This is a genomic window from Streptomyces sp. NPDC007808 (assembly GCF_042868655.1).
Lineage (GTDB): Bacteria > Actinomycetota > Actinomycetes > Streptomycetales > Streptomycetaceae > Streptomyces.
The window spans coordinates 1092794-1111321 of sequence record NZ_JBIAEQ010000002.1; the positions used below are offsets into that span (position 1 = coordinate 1092794).

The window sequence follows — 18528 nt, forward strand, 5'->3', positions numbered from 1 at the left end:
GGTACGAGTACGTCGGCAACAGCCGGCGCATCGACCGGTCCGGAGCAAGGGGAACCGCCATGCCGACGACGACCGCACGCCAGCCGCGCCCGAGCGTCACGGTCCTCACCACCCAGGAGCGCGAGGTCCTCTACGCCCTCGGCTGCGGCCTGGAGGACACCGAGATCGCGGACGCGCTCGCGCTGCCGGAGCATGTGGTGACGCAGCGACTGCACCGCGTCCTGGGAAAGTTGGCGCTGCCCGACCGGGCCGCCGCCATCGTGCACGCCTTCGACTGCGGTCTGGTCGTGCCGGGGCAGGGGCCGCGCAGACGTACGGCCGTGTCCGGGGCGTCCCCTCGCCGCGTCGGCCCCACGCCCGAGGCCGGGCTGCGCGTCTGCCTGCTCGGCCCGTTGCGGGCGTGGCTGTCCGGGCGGCCCGTGGACGCCGGCCCCCTCCGGCAGCAGGCCGTGCTGGCGGCGTTGGCGCTGAGCCCGCAGCGGTCGGTCAGCCGGCAGGAACTGCTCGACGGTGTCTGGGGGATGGAGTCGCCCGGCGCGAACGTCGTACCGGTCTATGTGTACCGGCTGCGCAAGGGCCTGCGACTCGGGGCGTGTCCGGACTCGGTGATCCGGCGGGACCGGTACGGCTACCGGCTGGTGCCCGGCGTGGTCGAGGTGGACGTGACGTGCATGGAGGAACTCGTCGGCGCCGCCGGAGTCGCCGAGCGGGCCGGTGATCTGGCCGAGGCGGTACGGCTGTGCACCCGGGCGCTGGAGTTGTTCCGCGGGGAGCCGCTGGCCGGGCTGCCCGGACCGCTGGCCGAGTTGGAGCGGCTGAGGCTCGTCGAGCGCGGGGTCGCCCTGGCACAGCGGAAGGCGGAGTGGCAGCTGAGGCTCGGCCGGGTCGCCGAGGCGGTCTCCGACCTGTCCGCGCTGGCCCTGCGGCAGCCGCTGAACGAGCCGGTCGCCGCGCTGCTGATGAGCGCGCTGCACCGCGCCGGCCGGCGGGCCGAGGCGCTGGCCGTCTTCGATCGCACCGCCGGCCGACTCTCCGACGACCTGGGCGTGGCCCCGGGGGAGCTGCTGCGCCGGGCACGGTGGTCGGTCCTGGGCGGGGACGGTACGGCCACCGGTCGCGGGCGGGCGGGTGCGGCGTGAACGGTGACGGAGAGCCATGCCGTGCCGGTGACCATGCCTCCGATCGGGTCGGCGACAGGACCGACGACGGGACCGACGAACGTACTGACGACGCGACCGACGACCGGACCTACGACCGTACTGACCACGCGACCGACGACCGGACCGACGACCGCGCCGACCAGTTGCTGTTGGCCAGGGTCTCCGAGGCCGCGGGCCGGGCGGGGCTGGGCAGACGACGCGGGACCTATCGGGGGCCGTTCGCCGCACCCCGGGGTCTGCGGGCCGCCGTCGCGGGCATACGGCGACGGCTGAGGCGAGGAGGCAGGGCAGGGACGAGTGCGACGGGGGGCCGAACCGGTCCGGCGGCGGCACTGCTGAGCCCCACCAGAGCACTGTTGGACCCCTCCAGGGCACTGCTGGACCGCGCCAAAGCCCTGCTGGGCCCCGCCGGAGCACGGTTCAGCCCGACCGCAGCACGGCTCGGCCCGACCAGGCCGCGCCTGGACCTGTACGAGCACGGACTGACGATCGCCGTGGCCGGGCGGATCCATGTCGTCCGCTACGCCACCACGGAGATACGCGGGCGCCGAACGCTGTCCCGGCAGGGCATCACCCGCGCCCAGGTGGTCGTCGGCGTCGACGGTGAGCCGGTCGTGCTGCGCCCTGGCGATTTCGAGCACCCGCAGGTGTGGTGCGCCGAGATCCGCCGGGCCGTCACCGACGCCCGGGTACCGGCTGCCCTGGCCGCGCTGGCGCGGGGGGCGCGGCTCGCCTTCGGTCCCGTGTGGATCACTCGGGAGGAGGTCGGATCCCGGGGCACGTCACTGCGCTGGGCGCAGGTCCAGCGGATCGAGGTCCTCGACGGTTCCGTCGCCGTCCGTGCCGCCGGGCGGTGGCAGATGTGGCGGGGCGTCGCGTCCGGGATCCCGAACCTCTGTGTCTTCCGTGCCCTCGTCGAGCAGCTCACCGCTGCCGGACAGGGGGACGACGGCTGACGGCTGACGGCTGACGTACGGCCCCCGCTTCAGAGCGATTTCACCGGCCGCCCTCAGCCTCCGACCACGCACCCCCGGCCTCCGACCGGACGCGAACGGCGACCACGGACAACTCACCGAGCACAGAAGGAGAACGGCATGGCAGACAGCTACCGCTACCGGTGCGGCGAGTGCGGGCACCGCACCGCTTGGGGGAGCGAATCGCAGGGAGAGCAGGCGATGGAGACCCATTACGCCCGGCGTCATCCGCGGGTCGCCCCCGGCGGGGTGGTCGAGTTCCGCAAGGGGTCCTCCGGCGGCGGCGCCGGGTGCCTGATCGCCCTGGGGATCGTGGTGTTGCTCCTGATCATCGCCTCCAGGCGCTGACGCTCATCCCCGACCGGTGGCCTCCGCCGCCGAGGCAGGAGGCTGCTGGGCCGGACGAAATTCGTTTGTCCGCCGCGGTCGACTCGCCCTACAGTGAGCCGACTTCGAAGAGACGTTCCCCCGGAAACACGCCGCAGAGCGGGAGCGTCCCACCTCGCCGGCAGGCTCGCCGAGGTGCAGGAGGGGCGGCAGCTGTCCTTGTCGACCCCTCATGTCGGAGGCTCCTCCATGAACGTCGGTACACAGGTGGGCATCGGCCTGCCCATCGGCGACCCCACCACCCTGCTCGCCTGGGCCCGGCGCGCCGACGCCGGCCCCTTCAGCTCGGTCGGTCTGCTCGACCGGCTCGTCTACGACAACCCCGAGCCCCTGGTCGCCCTGGCGGTCCTCGCGGGCGCCACCACGCGCGTCCGCGTCCAGACCGAGGTACTGCTGGCCCCGCTGCGGGACACCGCCCTGCTGGCCAAGCAGGCCGCCACCCTGGACCGGATGACCGGCGGCCGCCTCGTCCTGGGCATCGGCATCGGCGGCCGGGAGGACGACCACCGTGCCACGGGCACCGACCTGCGCACGCGGGGCCGGCGCCTGGACGAGCAGATGGCGGTGATGTGCCGTCTGTGGTGGGGCGATCCGTACGGCGACGGCGTCGGCCCGATCGGTCCGGCGCCCGCCCGGCCGGGCGGGCCCCAGGTGCTGTTCGGGGGTTTCAAGCCCGTCGCGCTGGAACGTGTCGCCCGCTTCGGTGACGGCTTCCTCGCGGCGGCGCCGCCTTCCTGGGCGGGCGGACTGTTCGACACCGTCCGCGGCTTCTGGAAGGAGTACGGCCGCGAGGGCGAGCCCCGCCTGGTGGCCCAGGTGAACGTCGCGCTCGGGCCGCCGGACGTGCTCGACGACGCCCGCGTCCGGATGCACGACTATTACGCCTTCACCGGCATGGCCGACCGCATGGTCGCCGGCCTGCTCACCACCCCCGCGGAGATCCGTGCCGCGCTCACCGCCTACGCCGATCTGGGCGCCGACGAGGTGATGCTCTACTGCTACGGCCTCGACCCGGACCAGGTGGACCGCCTGGCCGACGTGCTCTGAGGCCGGGCGGGGCCCTGCATCTCCTGTGACACCACTGTTGCCGGAAGGGTGGGCTCCGCCACAGCCGGGCGGGCCGGGGCCTGTTGGACTCGGCCTGCTCGACTCGGCCTGCCCGTCCGCGCCGCCTCGTCACCGTGCCGCCTGGAGGCCACGTGTTCCTGCTGCTCCTGTTGTTCGTCCTGATCCTGGTGGTCGTCGCGTTCGGTCTCTGCGGTTACGGCGTCGGCGCACTGTCCGACCCGGACGTACGGCAGGCGGGCGTCTCCGGCGTGCTCCGCGCACTCGCGGCCCTGGCGGGCGCCGGCGCGTGCGCCCTGTACGCCTGGGGGTTGCTCGGCGTCACCGGCGCGGTCATGACGGCGGAGGACGGCGGCACGGACTCGTCCCCGCCCCGGTCCTGCCGGACCCAGGGGTGGGTGGAGCGGCACCAGCGGGGCATCGAGATCGTCGACTACAGGGTCTCGTACGTCCCGCTCGGCTTCATGTGCGAGACCAGCGACGGCGGCGATTACGACACCGGTGACGTGCCCGGGTACGTCAACCCCGGCGTGCTGGGCCTCGCGCTCGCCGGAGCGGGGTGCGCCGTCGGGGCGGGGTACGTGTCGGAACTGCAGGCGCGGGCGGAGATACGGAAGGGGCAGGCTCGGCGCGACGGTTCCTGACCGGCGCGGACTCTCCCGGACCCGCCGCCTCCTGTGCCCTCGCTGCTCCCGCGCCCTTCACTCCCGTGCTTGACCGAGTCGCCTGACTCACCGCCGCGGCCTCCCTCGCACCGGCCCGGCCGGCCGACAGGCCGACAGGTCCTTGCCCGCCCGCGGTCAGCGCGCCCCCGCCGGCTCAGGTCGGCCGAAGAACGGGGCGTATCCCGGCGGGAGTTCCCTCAGGACACGGTCCGACAGGTCCTCCCCGACGAGGTTCGTCAGGACGCCGAGGACCGAGCCGGCGTCCCAGCGGGCGGTGGCGGGCGTGGCGCCCTCCGAGCGGGCGGCGATCGAGTCGACGAACTCCGCCACCGTGACGGGACGGGTGGCCGGGATCTGGGAGGCGATCACTCTGGCCGCCGCCTCCGGCAGGGCTCGGGCCAGTTCGACGCGTTCCTCGCCGATCACGAGGGCGCCGAGCGCTGACAGGACGGTGCGGGTGACGCGCTCGGCCTGCTCCGTGGTCGGGTAACGCCCTGAACGCCGTACGTCCTCGATCAGTCGGGACCATCGGGGCCGGGGTGCGGAACGGGCGTGCGCCTGCCTCGTCGTGGCCGGCACCGTCGTCGTGGTCATCGTGCGGGGTCCTCCTCGGGTTGCGCTCAGGGACGTGCGGCGTCCCGCAGGCCGGGCAGCCGCCTGCGGGACGCTTGTCGTGCGGTGCTGCGGTGCGACGGGTCAGGCACCGGCGAGCTGCTTGCGGTCACGGCCGCCCGTGATCCGGATGCGGCGCGGCTTGGCCTTCTCGGCCACCGGGATGCGCAGGGTCAGCACGCCGGCGTCGTACGAGGCGTCGATCCGGTCCGTGTCGAGCGTGTCGCCGAGGAACAGCTGCCGGGTGAAGGAACCCGTGGGGCGCTCGGCCACGACCAGCTCCGCGCCTTCGGGAGCGGGGGTGCGGCGCTCGGCGCGAACGTTCAGGACGTTGCGTTCGACATCGAGTTCGATTGTCTCGGGGGCGATGCCGGGCAGGTCGAAGTGGACGATGAAGTCGTCCCCGGCACGGTAGGCGTCCATCGGCATGGCTGCCGGACGGGGGGCGTCGAAGACCTGCCGCGCGAGTCGGTCGAACTCGCGGAAGGGGTCGGTGCGCATGAGCATCACAGGTCACTCCTTTCCTGAGCCTCTGTCGTTGCGATGCCCTCGACGCCTTCTTATATAGCTCGGGGCCGAAAAGTTGACAACCCCAGACTCAACTTCGAGGGAAAGCGCAGCGTGAGCGGTAGCCTCGTACCCCGAACTCCAGGAGGAAGTCATGGCGAAGATCCCCAGCGCGGCGGTCGCCGCGGGCGGGCTGGTGGGCGGGTACGGCGTGGCCCGTTGGACCAGGAAGCGGCAGCTCGGCGGCGCCGTACTGGCCGTGGCGGGGGCCGCTGCCGCCCAGCAGTGGCGGCAGCAGGCGGGCGGGCGAGCCGCCGGCGCGCTGACCGCCGCCTACGTCGCCGCCTTCGCCGGCTCGCATCCGCTGGCCAAGAAGGTGGGCGCCTGGCCGGCCGTCTTCGGCGTCGCCGGTGCCGTCGCCCTGGCGTCCTGGGCGGTGGCGGACCGACGCGACTGACGACGGGCCGGGCTGCGCTCAGCCGACTCGGCTGACGCTCCCGCCCTCCTCGTCCCGAAGCCCGCGTACGGGATCCCTTGCCCGAGGTCCGCGGCCGCACCATCTGTGATCGGGGGCGGCTTTCTGTTATCGCCCCCGGTCCTCCCCCGTCTCCTCGCCGTCCCCAGCCGCAGGCACGCGAGGAATTGACGACGTGACACGACAGATCAGCCGCCGGAGCATGCTCAAGGCCGCGGGCGCGGCAGCCGGAGCCGCCGGTATCGGTACGGCCCTGACGCCCGCCCCCGCCGCGGCGGCCGGCGCCTACGCGCACCCCGGCCTCCTGCACACCCGCGCCGACCTCGGCCGGATGGCCGCCAAGGTGAGGGCCGGTGCCGCGCCCTACACCGCCGGATACGCCAAGCTGACCGCCAACCGGCACGCGCAGAGCGGCTGGACGCCCGCCCCGCAGGCGATCGTGTACCGGGGCGCGGGGTCACCGCAGAACTACCGGACCCTCTACAACGACGTCCACGCCGCCTACCAGAACGCCCTGCGCCACCACGTCGGCGGCGACGCCTCCCACGCCGACACCGCCGTGGCGATCCTCAACGCCTGGTCGGGCAGGCTGACCCGGCTGGACGGCAGCGCCGACCGCTTCCTGGCCGCCGGCCTGTACGGCTACCAGATCGCCAACGCGGCCGAACTCGTCCGCGACCACCCCGACTTCGATCTCGGCCGGTTCCAGGAGCTGCTGACCCGGGTCTTCGCGCCGCTCAGCGACGACTTCCTGGCCCGGCACAACGGCGCCGTCGTCAGCAACTACTGGACCAACTGGGACCTCACCGCCCTGTGCTGCGTCCTCGCCACCGGCATCTTCTGCGACGACAAGGTCCAGGTAGCCCGCGCCGTCGAGTACTTCAAGCACGGTGAGGGCCTCGGCTCCATCAGGAACGCCATCCCCCGGGTGCACGCCGACGGACTCGCCGAGTGGCTGGAGGCCGGCCGCGACCAGGGGCACGCTTTGCTCGGCGTCGGCCTGATGGGCACGTTGTGCGAGATGGCCTGGAACCAGGGCATCGACCTGTACGGCTACGACGACAGCCGTTTCCTCAAGGGCGCCCAGTACGTCGCCAAGTGGGCGCTGGGCGGGGACGTCCCGTTCACCGCCCACACCCGCAAGAAGGGCGCGATCAACGGCTGGTCGGGGTCGGAGACCGTGACCGAGGCCGCGTCCGTGGACCCGGCGATGACCCGTCCGATCTGGGCGATGATCGCCAACCACTACACCGGTCGCCGGGGCCTGCCGGCGCCGTACGTCACGAGGATCGCCGCGAAGTCCGCGCCGGAGGGCGGCGGCGGGGACTACGGGCCCAACAGTGGCGGCTACGACCAACTGGGCTTCGGCACACTGACGTTCACCCGGGACAAGGCCGAAGGGGGCGGGGGCGGTGCGGCGGGTCCGTCGGCCTCTGCCGGGTCGGCCGGATCAGCCGGACCAGCCGGATCAGCCGGACCAGCCGGATCGGCGGCGGACCCGGCGACGGGTGCGCGGCCCCAGACGGGGGCCTCACCCTCCGCGTCCACGTCCGCCTCCGCCTCAGCCTCCGGTGGCCTCGCCTCGACCGGCTCCGGCGACATCGTCGGCTGGACCGCCGCCACCGGCATCACCGCCCTCGCCGGAGGGTTGCTCCTGCTGCGTCGCCGGGACCGGGCACGGCGGGCGTCCGAGTAAGCCACTCCCGCCCGCTCGCGCCAGCTCCCGCCCGCTCCGGCCTCTACGCCCCCGTGGCTCCCGGCGCCCCCGTAGCCCCGGTGGGCCCGGTGGTCCTGGTGGTCCCGGTGGCGCCTCCGGCGGCCCCAGCCGTCCGCGTCCCCGTGTGAGCCGGACTCGCGACCGCCGTGAGCGGGCGGGCGATGTCCTCCAGCGACCGGCCTTCCGCACGGACCGCGAGGAAGGCCGCCACCAGGCCCGCGAGGCACATCAAGGTCGCGCCGATCTGGAAGGCGAGGACCGTGTCGCCGACCTTGCCGCTCTCGGTGAGGTCGGCGAAGAGCAGCGGACCGCTGATGCCGCCGGCGGCGGTGCCGAGGGCGTAGAAGAAGGCGATGGACATCGCGCGGGTCTCCATCGGGAAGACCTCGGACACCGTGAGGTAGGCACTGGACGCACCGGCCGAGGCGAAGAACAGCACCGCGCACCAGCAGGCCGTCATCGTGGCCGCGCTCAGCGCACCCCGGTCGAACAGCCAGGCCGTGCCGAACAGCAGCAGCCCGGAGAGCAGGTACGTCGAGGAGATCATGACCCGGCGCCCGACCGTGTCGAAGAGCTTGCCGAGCAGCAGCGGGCCGAGGAAGTTGCCGACCGCGATGACGGCGAAGTAGTACCCGGTGTTGCCGCTGGGCACGTCGAAGAACTGGGTCAGGATCGCGCCGAAGCCGAAGGTGATGGCGTTGTAGAGGAACGCCTGGCCGATGAAGAGGGCGAAGCCGAGGGTGGCCCGCTTGCGGTACTTGGCGAAGACGGTGCGGCCGATCTCCAGGAACGTCACGCTGGGGCGCTGGTGGATGGTGATCTCGCCCTCGGGGCGCGGCAGCGGCTCACCCCGCTCGGCCTCCACCCGTTCCTCGATGGCGGACACGATCCGTTCCGCCTCGTCGTCGCGTCCGTGGATCAGCAGCCAGCGCGGACTCTCCGGGACGTGCCGCCGCACCACGAGGATGACCAGCGCGAGGACGGCGCCGAGCGCGAACGTCAGCCGCCAGCCGACGTCGGCGGGCAGGATCGCCGTGTCCAGCGCGACGATCGACAGCAGCGCGCCGCCGACCGCTCCCAGCCAGAAGCTGCCGTTGATCATCAGGTCGACGCGGCCGCGGTACTGCGCGGGGATCAGCTCGTCGATCGCGGAGTTGATCGCCGCGTACTCGCCGCCGATACCGAACCCGGTCAGGAACCGGAACAGGAAGAACCACCAGGTGTCGAAGGAGACGGCGGTCAGGGCGGTCGCTCCCAGATAGACCGCCAGCGTGATCATGAAGAGCTTCTTGCGGCCCCATCTGTCGGTCAGCCGGCCCCAGAACAGGGCGCCGATGCAGGCGCCTGCCACATACAGCGCGGCGGCCAGACCGGTGACCTGCCCCGATGTGATCGGCAGGCCGCTGCCGGGTTCGGAGAGCCGCGGGGCGATGTTGCCGACGACCGTGACCTCCAGGCCGTCGAGGATCCACACGGTGCCGAGACCGATCACGATCGTCCAGTGCCAGCGCGACCACGGGAGGCGGTCCAGCCGGGCGGGGATGTCGGTGGTCAGGGTGCGGCCGGTCTCGGCCTGCGCGGTGGTCATGGGCCCCCTCCTCGGTGAGCGGAAACCCGGTTCGGGTGCCCGGAGTGGGCGGTGCTATCCCTCGGCTCCACGCTCCGGCCCACGCACCCCGACCACGCCGCGCCACACGCACCAGCCCCCCGCTTCACACCGCGCCGCACGCACTACGCCCCGGCCTCCCCGCCCCCGGCAATACTCCGAACGACGCACCCTCCCCCGGCACTACACCGAAAGACACACCCCTCCCCCGGCCCTACACCGAACGACACACCCCTCCCCCGCCCCCGGCTCTACGCCCCCAGCGCCCGCGACACCGTGTAGATCAGCAGTCCGGCCAGCGAACCGACCACCGTGCCGTTGATCCGGATGAACTGCAGATCGCGCCCGATGTGGGCCTCGATCTTCTTCGTCGTGTGCTCGGCGTCCCAGCTCGCCACGGTGTCGGTGATCAGGGAGGTGATCTCCGCGCGGTACGTCGTCACGACATGCACCGCCGCGTCCTCGACCCAGCGGTCCACCTTGTTCTGCATCGAGGGCTCCGCGGCCATGCGGGCGCCCAGGGAGAGCAGCGAGGCCCGCACGCGCAGGCGCAGTTCGCTGCGCTCGTCCTCGGCGGCCGACACGATCATGGCGCGTACGGCGGTCCAGGCGGAGGCGATCAGGTCCTGGACCTCGCCGCGGGCCAGCACCTCGCCCTTCCAGCGCTCCACGCGCGCGCGGGTGTCCGTGTCGGACTGCAGGTCGGAGGCGAAGTCGATGAGGAACCGGTCGAGAGCACCGCGCGCCGGGTGGGAGGGCATGTCGCGCATCTCGGCGCAGAAGCGCAGCAGTTCCTTGTAGACCCGCTCGCCGACCTTCTTGTCGACGAACTTCGGCGTCCAGCCGGGGGCGCCGCCCTGCACGGCGCCCATCACGTCGTCGCCGTGCAGCACCAGCCAGTCGTGCGCCCGCGTCACGATCAGGTCGACGGCCCGTTTGTGGGCGCCGTCGGCGACGACGCCCTCCAGCATCTTGCCGACGCCGGGCGCGATCTCGCGGGCGTCGGCGCGACGGGTGATCGCCTCGCCGACCACCGCCTGGACGTCGGAGTCCCGCAGGACCCGCAGAGCACCCCGCAACGCCGTCGCCAACTCGGCCGTGACGCGGTCCGCGTGCTCCGGGTCCGCCAGCCAGGCACCGAGCCGGCTGCCGATGCCGACGGCGCGCAGCCGCTGGCGTACGACGTCCTCGGAGAGGAAGTTCTCCCCGACGAACTCGCCCAGTGAGACGCCCAACTGGTCCTTCTTGTTGGGGATGATCGCGGTGTGCGGGATGGGGATGCCCAGCGGGTGGCGGAACAGGGCCGTGACCGCGAACCAGTCCGCCAGCGCACCGACCATCCCGGCTTCGGCGGCGGCGGCGACATAGCTCGCCCAGTCGCCGGCGCCCGCGTTCGACGCCCACTTGGCGAGGACGTAGACCAGCGCCACGCACAGCAGCATGCCGGTCGCGGTGATCTTCATCCGGCGCACCCCGCGCCGCTTCTCCTCGTCGGCCGCGGTGAACGTCGTCATCGCACGTACGGCCGAGGCGGGGACGCGCCGGTTACCGGCGGCGTCGGCCCGGGCATGCTGCTCTACACCACGCGTTCCCGTTTCATCCGGATTCGTACGTTCCATCCGCTCCACCCGTCCAGTGATCCCCCGCACACATTGTCCCTTCCTGACCTACTCCCGGAACGAATCAAGAGTTCCCGGCGTCTGTTCGGTGGGGGGAGGTCGATGGCGAACTCCGGATGAAGTCCGGCGGCCCAATGGGGGGTCCGTGCAACTCCCCTCCGCCTTATGACGCATCATGAGGTGATCACATCGGAGCCTCGGGCTCCCATCCTCCCGAGGAGACACGCACCGCATGACCAAGCGTCACGGTTATGCCCTGCTTTCCGCGATCATCGCCCTGATCGTCGCGGTTTCGGCCGCCATCTATGTCGGAGTCGCCTCCGACGACGGCAGCACCACAAGCAAGAGCACCACCACCAAGGAGGGCGGCCCGCGCAACCGCGCCGCCCCCGCGTCCACCGGCATCTGGGTCGGCGCCTGGTCCGCCTCCCCGGTCGGCGCGGAGCCCGGCACCGAGGTCGAGGGCCTGGCCGGCCGCTCGGTGCGCAACGTCGTGCACACCGGCGTCGGCGGTACGAGTGCCCGGATCACGCTGTCCAATCTGTACGGCCAGTCGGCGCTGACGATCACCCACGCGACGATCGCCGTCGCCGCCGGAACGGGTACCGCGGCAGCCGTCGCCGACACCATGCGCAGGCTCACCTTCGCCGGCAACACCACGGTCGTCGTCCCGCCCGGGCAGCAGGTGCTCAGCGACGCCGTGCGGCTGGCGATCCCCGCCGACTCCGACGTGCTGGTCACCACCTACTCCCCCACCCCGTCCGGCCCGGTGACCTACCACCCGCACGCACGTCAGACCAGCTACGTCGCCGAAGGCGACCTCGCCGAGGACGCGACCGGCGTGGCGTACACCGAGCAGGTCGGCTCCTGGCGGTACCTGACCGCGCTGGACGTCATCAGCAACGAGTCCGACGGCACCGTCGTGGTCTTCGGCGACTCGCTGACCGACGGCATCACGTCCACCCCGAACGCCAACCGCCGCTGGACGGACGTCCTCTCGCGCCGACTGCGCGCGGCCGTCGCGGCCGGTCAGGACGTGCCCCGCTACAGCGTGGTCAACCAGGGCATCAGCGGCAACCAGATCCTCGCCAGCGGCTCCGGCCGCCCCGCGAACAACGAGGCCGGCGTCGGCCGCTTCCACCGCGACGTCCTCTCCCGTACGAACGTCAAGGTCGTCGTCATCGACCTGGGTGTCAACGACATCCTGCGCAACCCGAACCTCGCCGACCCCCACCGCATCCTCGAAGGCCTGCGCACCCTGGTCCGCCACGCCCACGCCCGCGGCATCAAGGTCATAGGCGCGACCCTGATGCCCTTCCAGGGCCACCGCGGCTACACCGACGCCCGCGAGATCGTGCGCCAGCGGATCAACGCCGAGATCCGCGCCGGCCGGGTCTTCGACGCGGTCGTCGACTTCGACGCGGCGGTCCGCGACCCGTACAACCCGCGCAGGTTCCGCCCCGACTACGACTCGGGCGACCACCTCCACCCGAGCGACAAGGGCTATGAGCGCATGGCCCAGACCTTCGAGCTGGGCGACCTGAAGGGCGCGGCCCCGGCGGAGCTGTGACGCACCCGGAGCGGGACGGGCGGCTCAGTCCTCGTCCCGCTCCCGCCGTCGCTCGCGCCGCCCCCGCATCTCCCCCATCAGGTCGTGGTGGCCCTCGATCATCCGGCGGTGCGCCTCGCGGACGTCGTCCCGGATCGTCTCCCTCAGCTCCCGGGCGGCGGCCCTGCGCTCCAGCTTCTCCCGCCGGCGCTCCTCCCGGAGCTCCTGCCGCTGGGTCCGCGTCAGCTTCCGCTCGACCCCGACGCCGCCCCAGAAGGCGAACCCGGTGACGATCACCCGGGGCGCACCGGGATCCCCCGGCACCCCTTCCTCACGGTGATCGAAGCCCCCCATGATCCCGATCCCACGCACCACGACCTCGACCCCGGGCGGCACGATCACCTGCATGCCGCCCATGATCGCGACACAGTTGATCTGGATCTCCCGGTCGGCGAAGTTCGCCTCCCGCAGATCGATCTCCCCGCCGCCCCAGAAGCTGAAGCAGTTGAACCGCTTCGGCACCGTCCACCGCCCCTTGCGCTGGAAGCCGGACAGCACCGCGACACCCCACGTCGACGACCCCTCGCCCCCGACGATCCGCTCCGCCCAACTAGTCTCCGCGCCCCCGGCGTTCTTGACCATGTCGACCTTCGGCACGGCCACCTCGCCCACCGGCAGATCCCGGGTGATCGGCGCCAGCTCACCGTACGTACGCGCCCGGTACGTGGCGTCCAGGCGTTCCTCGAACTCCTCCATGTCCAGACGCCCCTCCGCGAGGGCGTCCCGCAGGACCTCGGCGACTCGTTCACGATCTGCGTCGGAGGCACGGAGCTCCGGGGCGTCGTCGGTCATGGACAGCAGCCTACGAGCAACACCGCACCGGGGCTACGAGAGCGCCCGCTCGGCCTGTCCGGGCGGGGGTTCGGGGGCGCCCCCCACCGTGTGCAGCATCTTGGCGATCACGGTCTCGATGTCCGGCTCCCGCACCGACAGGTCCACCAGCGGATACTCGGCGGCGACCCGCGCCACCAGCTCCGCCGCCGACCCGGACGCCGGGAAGGCCAGCCACTGCCGCGGCCCCTCCACCTTCACCACCCGCGCCGGCGCCGCCTCGATCGGCGGCAGCTCGCGCTCCAGGTCGACCACCAGGACCCGCTCGCTCTCCCCCACCTCGTGCAGCCCCGCGAGCGGACCGTCGTACATCAGCCGCCCGCGGTCGATCACCATCACCCGTGAGCACAGCTGCTCGATGTCCTGCAGGTCGTGCGTGGTCAGCAGCACGGTCGTACCGCGCTCGGTGTTCACCTCCCGCAAGAACTCCCGCACCTTCGCCTTGGAGATGACGTCCAGCCCGATCGTCGGCTCGTCCAGGTACAGCACGTCCGGATCGTGCAGCAGCGCCGCCGCGATGTCGCCGCGCATCCGCTGGCCGAGGGAGAGCTGACGCACCGGGACGTCCAACAGGGCGCCCAGGTCGAGGAGTTCGACCAGCCGGTCGAGGTTCTCGCGGTAACGGCCGTCCGGGATGCGGTACATGCGGTGCATCAGCTTGTACGAGTCGATCAGCGGCAGGTCCCACCACAGCGTCGTGCGCTGACCGAACACCACCCCGATACGGTGCGCGAGCCGGGTCCGCTCCCGGGACGGGTCGATACCGGCGACGCGCAGCCGGCCGCCGCTCGGCGTGAGGATGCCGGTCAGCATCTTGATCGTCGTCGACTTGCCGGCGCCGTTCGGGCCGATGTAGCCCACCATCTCACCGCGCGCCACGGTGAAGGAGATCGAGTCGACGGCCCGCACCTGCCGCCGCTCCCGCCTGAGAAAACCGGTCTTGCGGCGCACGTCGAAGACCTTCTCGACCCGGTCGAGTTCGATGAAGGGCTCCCTGACAGGGTCCGCACCAGGCTCCGTGACAACGTCCATCGACTGCCCTCTAACTCCCCGTACTCCGATACGACCTCAGCCCCGACCGCCACGCCAGACCGGCCGGCACGCAGCATCCCAGCGCCACCAGCGGTGACGCGAATGCCGTCCACCCGGGCAGGCCGACCGGATACGGCCGCCCCAACAGGTAAGCGGCGGGCACCCAGTTGACGAAGGCGAGCGGCAGCATGAAGGTCACCCCCCGCACCAGGTCCTTGCCGAACACGGTCGGCGGGTACTGCAGCAGGGTGGTCCCGCCGTACGTGAACGCGTTCTGCACCTCGGCCGCGTCCTGCGCCAGAATCTGGAACGCCGCGCCCGCCACGAAGAACGACGCGAAGATCAGCGCCCCGCTGACCACCACCAACGGCACCAGCAGCACCTTCGCCGGACTCCAGTCGACGTCGACGGCCACCAGCGACCAGCCCAGCACCACCGCGCCCTGCACGATCCGGCCCAGACGGCGCAGCGCGAAATGGTCCGCGCCGATCTGCGCGAGCACCGGCGCGGGCCGCACCAGCAGCGTGTCGAACGAGCCGTCCCGGATCCGGCCGCCCAGCACGTCCATCGAGCCCAGCGCCAGATCCGCGATCCCGAACGCCGTCACCGACAACCCGTACAGCAGCGCGACCTCCGGCATCGACCAGCCGCCCAACGAGTCGACCTGCGAGAACATCAGCAGGATCGTCACGAAGTCCAGGCCCGTCACCAGCAGGTTGCCCAGCACCGTGACCACGAAGGAGGTGCGGTAGGTCATGCTCGACCGGACCCACATCCCGGCGACCAGACCGTACGCCCGCAGCCCCTCGCGCAGCACACCACCCTCAGCCACCCTGGACCACCACCCGCCGCGTCGCCGCCGACTGCAGCAGCCGCCCCGCCACCAGCAGCACCACCGCCCAGAACGCCTGGAAGACGTACGCCCGCAGCGGATCCGCCTCGCCCATCAGCACGTCCGCCGGCATCTGGATCTGCGCCGCCCACGGCAGCACCCGCGCGATGTCACCGAGCGCTCCCGGGAAGACGTTCAGGGGCAGCACCATGCCGGAGAAGAAGATCCCGGTGATCATCAGGGCCTGGTTGACGCCCGTGCCGTCCATCAGCCAGAAGGCGCTCAACGCCACCAGGTAGCGGATCGCGAAGCTGACGACCGCCGCCAGCACAAGCGCCACCAGACAGGCCGCCCACAGCGTCACGTCCGTCGGCAACGCCATCGGGAAGAAGACCGCGCCGAACGCGAACGGCACCACACCCCGCCCCAGCAACTGGAACAGCGCCCGCCCCAGATCGCTCGCCAGCCACCACAGCTGCAGATCGGCCGGCCGGTACAGGTCGACGGCGATCTCCCCGGTGCGGATGCGCCCCATCAGGTCCTTCTCGGCGCCACCGCCCTGGATGGCGAGGGTGGCGTACAGGCACTGCCCCAGCCACACATAGGTGACGGCCTGCGCCTGGTCGTACCCGCCCAGATGCGGCTTCTGGTCCCAGAGCGCCAGATAGGTGTGCACGAGGATCACGCCGAAGACGGTGTTGGTGAAAACCCCCGCCGCCGTAGCCGTCCGATAGGTCGCGTACCGTCTGAACCCTCTTACGGCGACGGCCAGGTACAACCGCCCCGAGCCCACATCCACAGCCCTCCTCGCCCCGCGGACACCGAAGCGCAGGAGCCTAGTGCGCGGCCGAGGAGAAGGGCCACCCGATTTCTGGCGGAAAACCGCCGACGGGAGAGCCTGCTCACTTTCGCGGACACGCGCCGGTTTCCGGGAACGGTTCGCCTGGTGCGAGAGTCTTCAATGGGGGCGCAGTAGGCGTACGAGGCGTACGGGAACGTACGACGCGAAACAGGAGTTCGGGCACGACATGAGCGACGAGCAGCAGCCGCCACAGCAGCCGATCCCGACGGCCGGTCGGCCGAAACGGACGGGCTGGCGACGGATCATCCCGACCTGGCGCACGGTGCTGGGCACCCTCGTCATCGGCGCGCTGCTGCTGTTCGGGTTGTTCTTCCTCGGCTACTCCATGGTCAAGATCCCGCCGGCCAACGCGCTCGCCACCAAGCAGGCCAACGTCTACCTGTACGCGGACGGCTCCGTGATCGCCCGCGACGGCCAGGTCAACCGCGAGAACGTCACCCTCGCGCAGATCTCCAAGGACGCCCAGCACGCCATCCTGGCCGCCGAGGACCGCGACTTCTACTCCGAGTCCGCCGTCGACCCCAAGGCGATGGTGCGCGCCGCCTGGAACACCGCCCTGGGCAAGGGCAAGCAGTCCGGCTCCACGATCACCCAGCAGTACGTGAAGAACTACTACCTGCGCCAGGAACAGACCGTCACCCGCAAGGTGAAGGAGTTCTTCATCGCGATCAAGCTGGACCGCGAGAAGAGCAAGGACCAGATCCTGGAGGGCTACCTCAACACCAGCTTCTTCGGCCGCAACGCCTACGGCATCCAGGCCGCCGCCCAGGCCTACTACGGCATGGACGCCAGGGACCTCGACCCGGCACGCGCCGCCTACCTCGCCGCACTCGTCAACGCGCCCAGCCAGTACGACGTCATCGCCCACCCGGAGAACAAGTCCGCGGCGCTGGCCCGCTGGAACTACGTCCTGGACGGCATGGTCACCAAGGGCTGGCTGGCCCAGAAGGACCGGGCCGGCATCAAGTTCCCGATGCCCAAGGAGGCCACGGCCTCCACCAACCTGTCCGGGCAGCGCGGCTACATCGTGCGGATCGTGAAGGACCACCTGATCGAGAACAAGATCGCCACGGAGGAGAACCTGGAGGCGGGCGGCTACCGCATCACCACCACCCTGCAGAAGGACAAGCAGAACGCCTTCGTCGACGCGGTCAACGACCAGCTGATGTCCAAGCTGGACAAGAAGAACAACAAGATCGACACCTACGTCCGCGCGGGCGGCGCCTCCGTCGACCCGAAGACCGGCAAGGTCGTCGCGATGTACAACGGCATCGACTACGTCAAGCAGTACACCCCGAACGCCACCCGCCGGGACTACCAGGTGGGCTCCACGTTCAAGCCGTTCGTGTTCACCTCGGCCGTGCAGCACGGATCGACCACCCAGGACGGCCGCCCGATCACCCCGAACACGATCTACGACGGCACCAACAAGCGCCCCGTCCAGGGCTGGACCGGCGGCTACGACCCCGCCAACGAGGACGACGTCTCCTACGGCGACATCACGGTACGCACGGCCACCGACAAGTCCGTGAACTCGGTGTACGCGCAGATGGCCGTCGACGTCGGCCCCGCCAGGGTCAAGGACACCGCGGTCGATCTCGGCCTGCCCGCCGCCACCCCCGACCTCAGCCCGTACCCGTCCATCGCGCTCGGCACCGCCACCGCCAGCGTCCTGGACATGGCCGAGGCCTACGCGACCCTCGCCAACCACGGCAGGCACGGCACGTACACCATGATCGAGAAGGTCACCAAGGACGGCGCCGACGTCATCGACCTGCCCAAGCGCAAGACCTCCCAGGTCATCAGCCGCGAGGCCGCCGACACCACCACCTCCGTCCTCAAGAGCGTCGTCGAGAACGGCACCGGCACCCCCGCGCAGGCCGCCGGACGCCCGGCCGCGGGCAAGACCGGCACCGCCGAGGAGGACAAGGCCGCCTGGTTCGCCGGCTACACCCCCGAACTCGCCACCGTCGTCGCCGTCATGGGCCAGGACCCGGTCACCGCCGCCCAGAAGCCCCTGTACGGCGCGCTGGGCCTCCCGCGCATGAACGGCAGCGGCCCGCCCACCGCGATCTGGGCCCAGTTCACCAAGGAAGCCCTCAAGGGCAAGCCGGTCACCGACTTCGACCTGGAACTCCAGGAGGGCGCCGACGTGCCCCAGTACCCGACGACCGACCCCACCCCGGGCGACCAGGGCAGCGGCGACCAGGACAACGGCGGCACCACCGGCGACACCACCGGCGGCGAGGACACCGAAGGACAGACCGGAGGTGAGACGCCCGGCCAGACGGACGGCGGCACCACCGACGGAACGGACACCGGCGGCACCGACGGCGGCACGACCGACGGCGGCACCACCGACGGGACTGACACGGGCGGCACCACCGGCGGCGGCACCACCGGCGACACCACCGGCGGGACGGACACCGGAGGAACGGACACCGGCGGTACGGGCGACACCGGTACCGGCGGAACGGACACCGGAGGCGGCTCAACATCGGGCAACACGGGCGGACCACAGACCGCGGGCCTCGGACTGTGAGGCCCGAGCCGGTCCGGTGACGACCGGGCCGGC

General features: G+C 71.6%; 17 protein-coding genes. 9 read left to right on the plus strand and 8 right to left on the minus strand.

Annotated elements, in window-relative coordinates:
• Positions 1 to 59: 59 nt before the first annotated feature.
• The 5 genes from ACFYNL_RS11230 (at position 60) to ACFYNL_RS11250 (ending at position 4230) form a co-directional block, all read left to right on the plus strand.
• Positions 60 to 1139 carry a BTAD domain-containing putative transcriptional regulator gene (locus ACFYNL_RS11230; protein WP_388800631.1) on the plus strand — a complete coding sequence of 360 codons (1080 nt, stop codon included), beginning with the start codon at positions 60 to 62 and terminating at the stop codon, positions 1137 to 1139.
• Between the two features lie 377 nt (positions 1140 to 1516).
• Positions 1517 to 2116 carry a DUF6585 family protein gene (locus tag ACFYNL_RS11235; RefSeq protein ID WP_388800166.1) on the plus strand — a complete coding sequence of 200 codons (600 nt, stop codon included), beginning with the start codon at positions 1517 to 1519 and terminating at the stop codon, positions 2114 to 2116.
• A gap of 138 nt (positions 2117 to 2254) precedes the next feature.
• A complete protein-coding gene (locus ACFYNL_RS11240) occupies positions 2255 to 2482 on the plus strand; it encodes a hypothetical protein (protein WP_388800169.1) in 228 nt (75 codons plus the stop codon).
• 228 nt (positions 2483 to 2710) lie between these two features.
• Positions 2711 to 3568, plus strand: a complete 858-nt coding sequence (locus ACFYNL_RS11245; RefSeq protein WP_388800172.1) for an LLM class flavin-dependent oxidoreductase — start codon at positions 2711 to 2713, stop codon at positions 3566 to 3568.
• 152 nt (positions 3569 to 3720) lie between these two features.
• Positions 3721 to 4230 carry a hypothetical protein gene (locus ACFYNL_RS11250; protein ID WP_388800175.1) on the plus strand — a complete coding sequence of 170 codons (510 nt, stop codon included), beginning with the start codon at positions 3721 to 3723 and terminating at the stop codon, positions 4228 to 4230.
• 156 nt (positions 4231 to 4386) lie between these two features.
• Here ACFYNL_RS11250 and ACFYNL_RS11255 read toward each other — a convergent pair whose 3' ends face one another.
• The gene (locus tag ACFYNL_RS11255) at positions 4387 to 4845 is read right to left on the minus strand and encodes a DUF2267 domain-containing protein (protein WP_388800178.1); all 459 of its coding nucleotides are present in this window, start codon (positions 4843 to 4845) and stop codon (positions 4387 to 4389) included.
• 102 nt (positions 4846 to 4947) lie between these two features.
• A complete protein-coding gene (locus ACFYNL_RS11260) occupies positions 4948 to 5370 on the minus strand; it encodes an Hsp20/alpha crystallin family protein (RefSeq protein WP_388800181.1) in 423 nt (140 codons plus the stop codon).
• Between the two features lie 154 nt (positions 5371 to 5524).
• On the opposite strand from ACFYNL_RS11260, the gene ACFYNL_RS11265 reads away from it, so the two are divergent.
• The gene (locus tag ACFYNL_RS11265) at positions 5525 to 5827 is read left to right on the plus strand and encodes a hypothetical protein (protein WP_388800184.1); all 303 of its coding nucleotides are present in this window, start codon (positions 5525 to 5527) and stop codon (positions 5825 to 5827) included.
• A 220-nt stretch (positions 5828 to 6047) separates the two neighbouring features.
• Complete coding sequence (locus tag ACFYNL_RS11270; RefSeq protein ID WP_388800634.1) at positions 6048 to 7541, plus strand: alginate lyase family protein; 1494 nt, start codon at positions 6048 to 6050, stop codon at positions 7539 to 7541.
• A gap of 43 nt (positions 7542 to 7584) precedes the next feature.
• Here the strand turns inward: ACFYNL_RS11270 and ACFYNL_RS11275 are convergent, their stop codons facing one another.
• Together ACFYNL_RS11275 and ACFYNL_RS11280 are read right to left on the minus strand one after the other, a co-directional pair.
• Complete coding sequence (locus tag ACFYNL_RS11275; RefSeq protein ID WP_388800188.1) at positions 7585 to 9150, minus strand: MFS transporter; 1566 nt, start codon at positions 9148 to 9150, stop codon at positions 7585 to 7587.
• Between the two features lie 269 nt (positions 9151 to 9419).
• Complete coding sequence (locus tag ACFYNL_RS11280; RefSeq protein ID WP_388800191.1) at positions 9420 to 10787, minus strand: DUF445 domain-containing protein; 1368 nt, start codon at positions 10785 to 10787, stop codon at positions 9420 to 9422.
• A 232-nt stretch (positions 10788 to 11019) separates the two neighbouring features.
• On the opposite strand from ACFYNL_RS11280, the gene ACFYNL_RS11285 reads away from it, so the two are divergent.
• The gene (locus tag ACFYNL_RS11285) at positions 11020 to 12357 is read left to right on the plus strand and encodes an SGNH/GDSL hydrolase family protein (protein ID WP_388800194.1); all 1338 of its coding nucleotides are present in this window, start codon (positions 11020 to 11022) and stop codon (positions 12355 to 12357) included.
• Between the two features lie 24 nt (positions 12358 to 12381).
• Here the strand turns inward: ACFYNL_RS11285 and ACFYNL_RS11290 are convergent, their stop codons facing one another.
• From ACFYNL_RS11290 to ACFYNL_RS11305, 4 genes are read right to left on the minus strand one after another with little or no spacing between them, the layout of a single operon-like run.
• Positions 12382 to 13188, minus strand: coding sequence for a DUF1707 domain-containing protein (locus ACFYNL_RS11290; protein WP_388800197.1), 807 nt, complete (start codon positions 13186 to 13188; stop codon positions 12382 to 12384).
• A gap of 33 nt (positions 13189 to 13221) precedes the next feature.
• Complete coding sequence (locus tag ACFYNL_RS11295; protein WP_388800200.1) at positions 13222 to 14259, minus strand: ATP-binding cassette domain-containing protein; 1038 nt, start codon at positions 14257 to 14259, stop codon at positions 13222 to 13224.
• 10 nt (positions 14260 to 14269) lie between these two features.
• A complete protein-coding gene (locus ACFYNL_RS11300) occupies positions 14270 to 15091 on the minus strand; it encodes an ABC transporter permease (protein ID WP_388800202.1) in 822 nt (273 codons plus the stop codon).
• Positions 15084 to 15884 carry an ABC transporter permease gene (locus ACFYNL_RS11305; protein WP_388800637.1) on the minus strand — a complete coding sequence of 267 codons (801 nt, stop codon included), beginning with the start codon at positions 15882 to 15884 and terminating at the stop codon, positions 15084 to 15086. The genes ACFYNL_RS11300 and ACFYNL_RS11305 overlap by 8 nt, the downstream gene beginning before the upstream one ends.
• Positions 15885 to 16119: 235 nt before the next feature.
• Here ACFYNL_RS11305 and ACFYNL_RS11310 point away from each other — a divergent pair, with 235 nt between their 5' ends.
• The gene (locus ACFYNL_RS11310; RefSeq protein ID WP_388800205.1) at positions 16120 to 18495 is read left to right on the plus strand and encodes a transglycosylase domain-containing protein; all 2376 of its coding nucleotides are present in this window, start codon (positions 16120 to 16122) and stop codon (positions 18493 to 18495) included.
• Positions 18496 to 18528 lie beyond the last annotated feature (33 nt).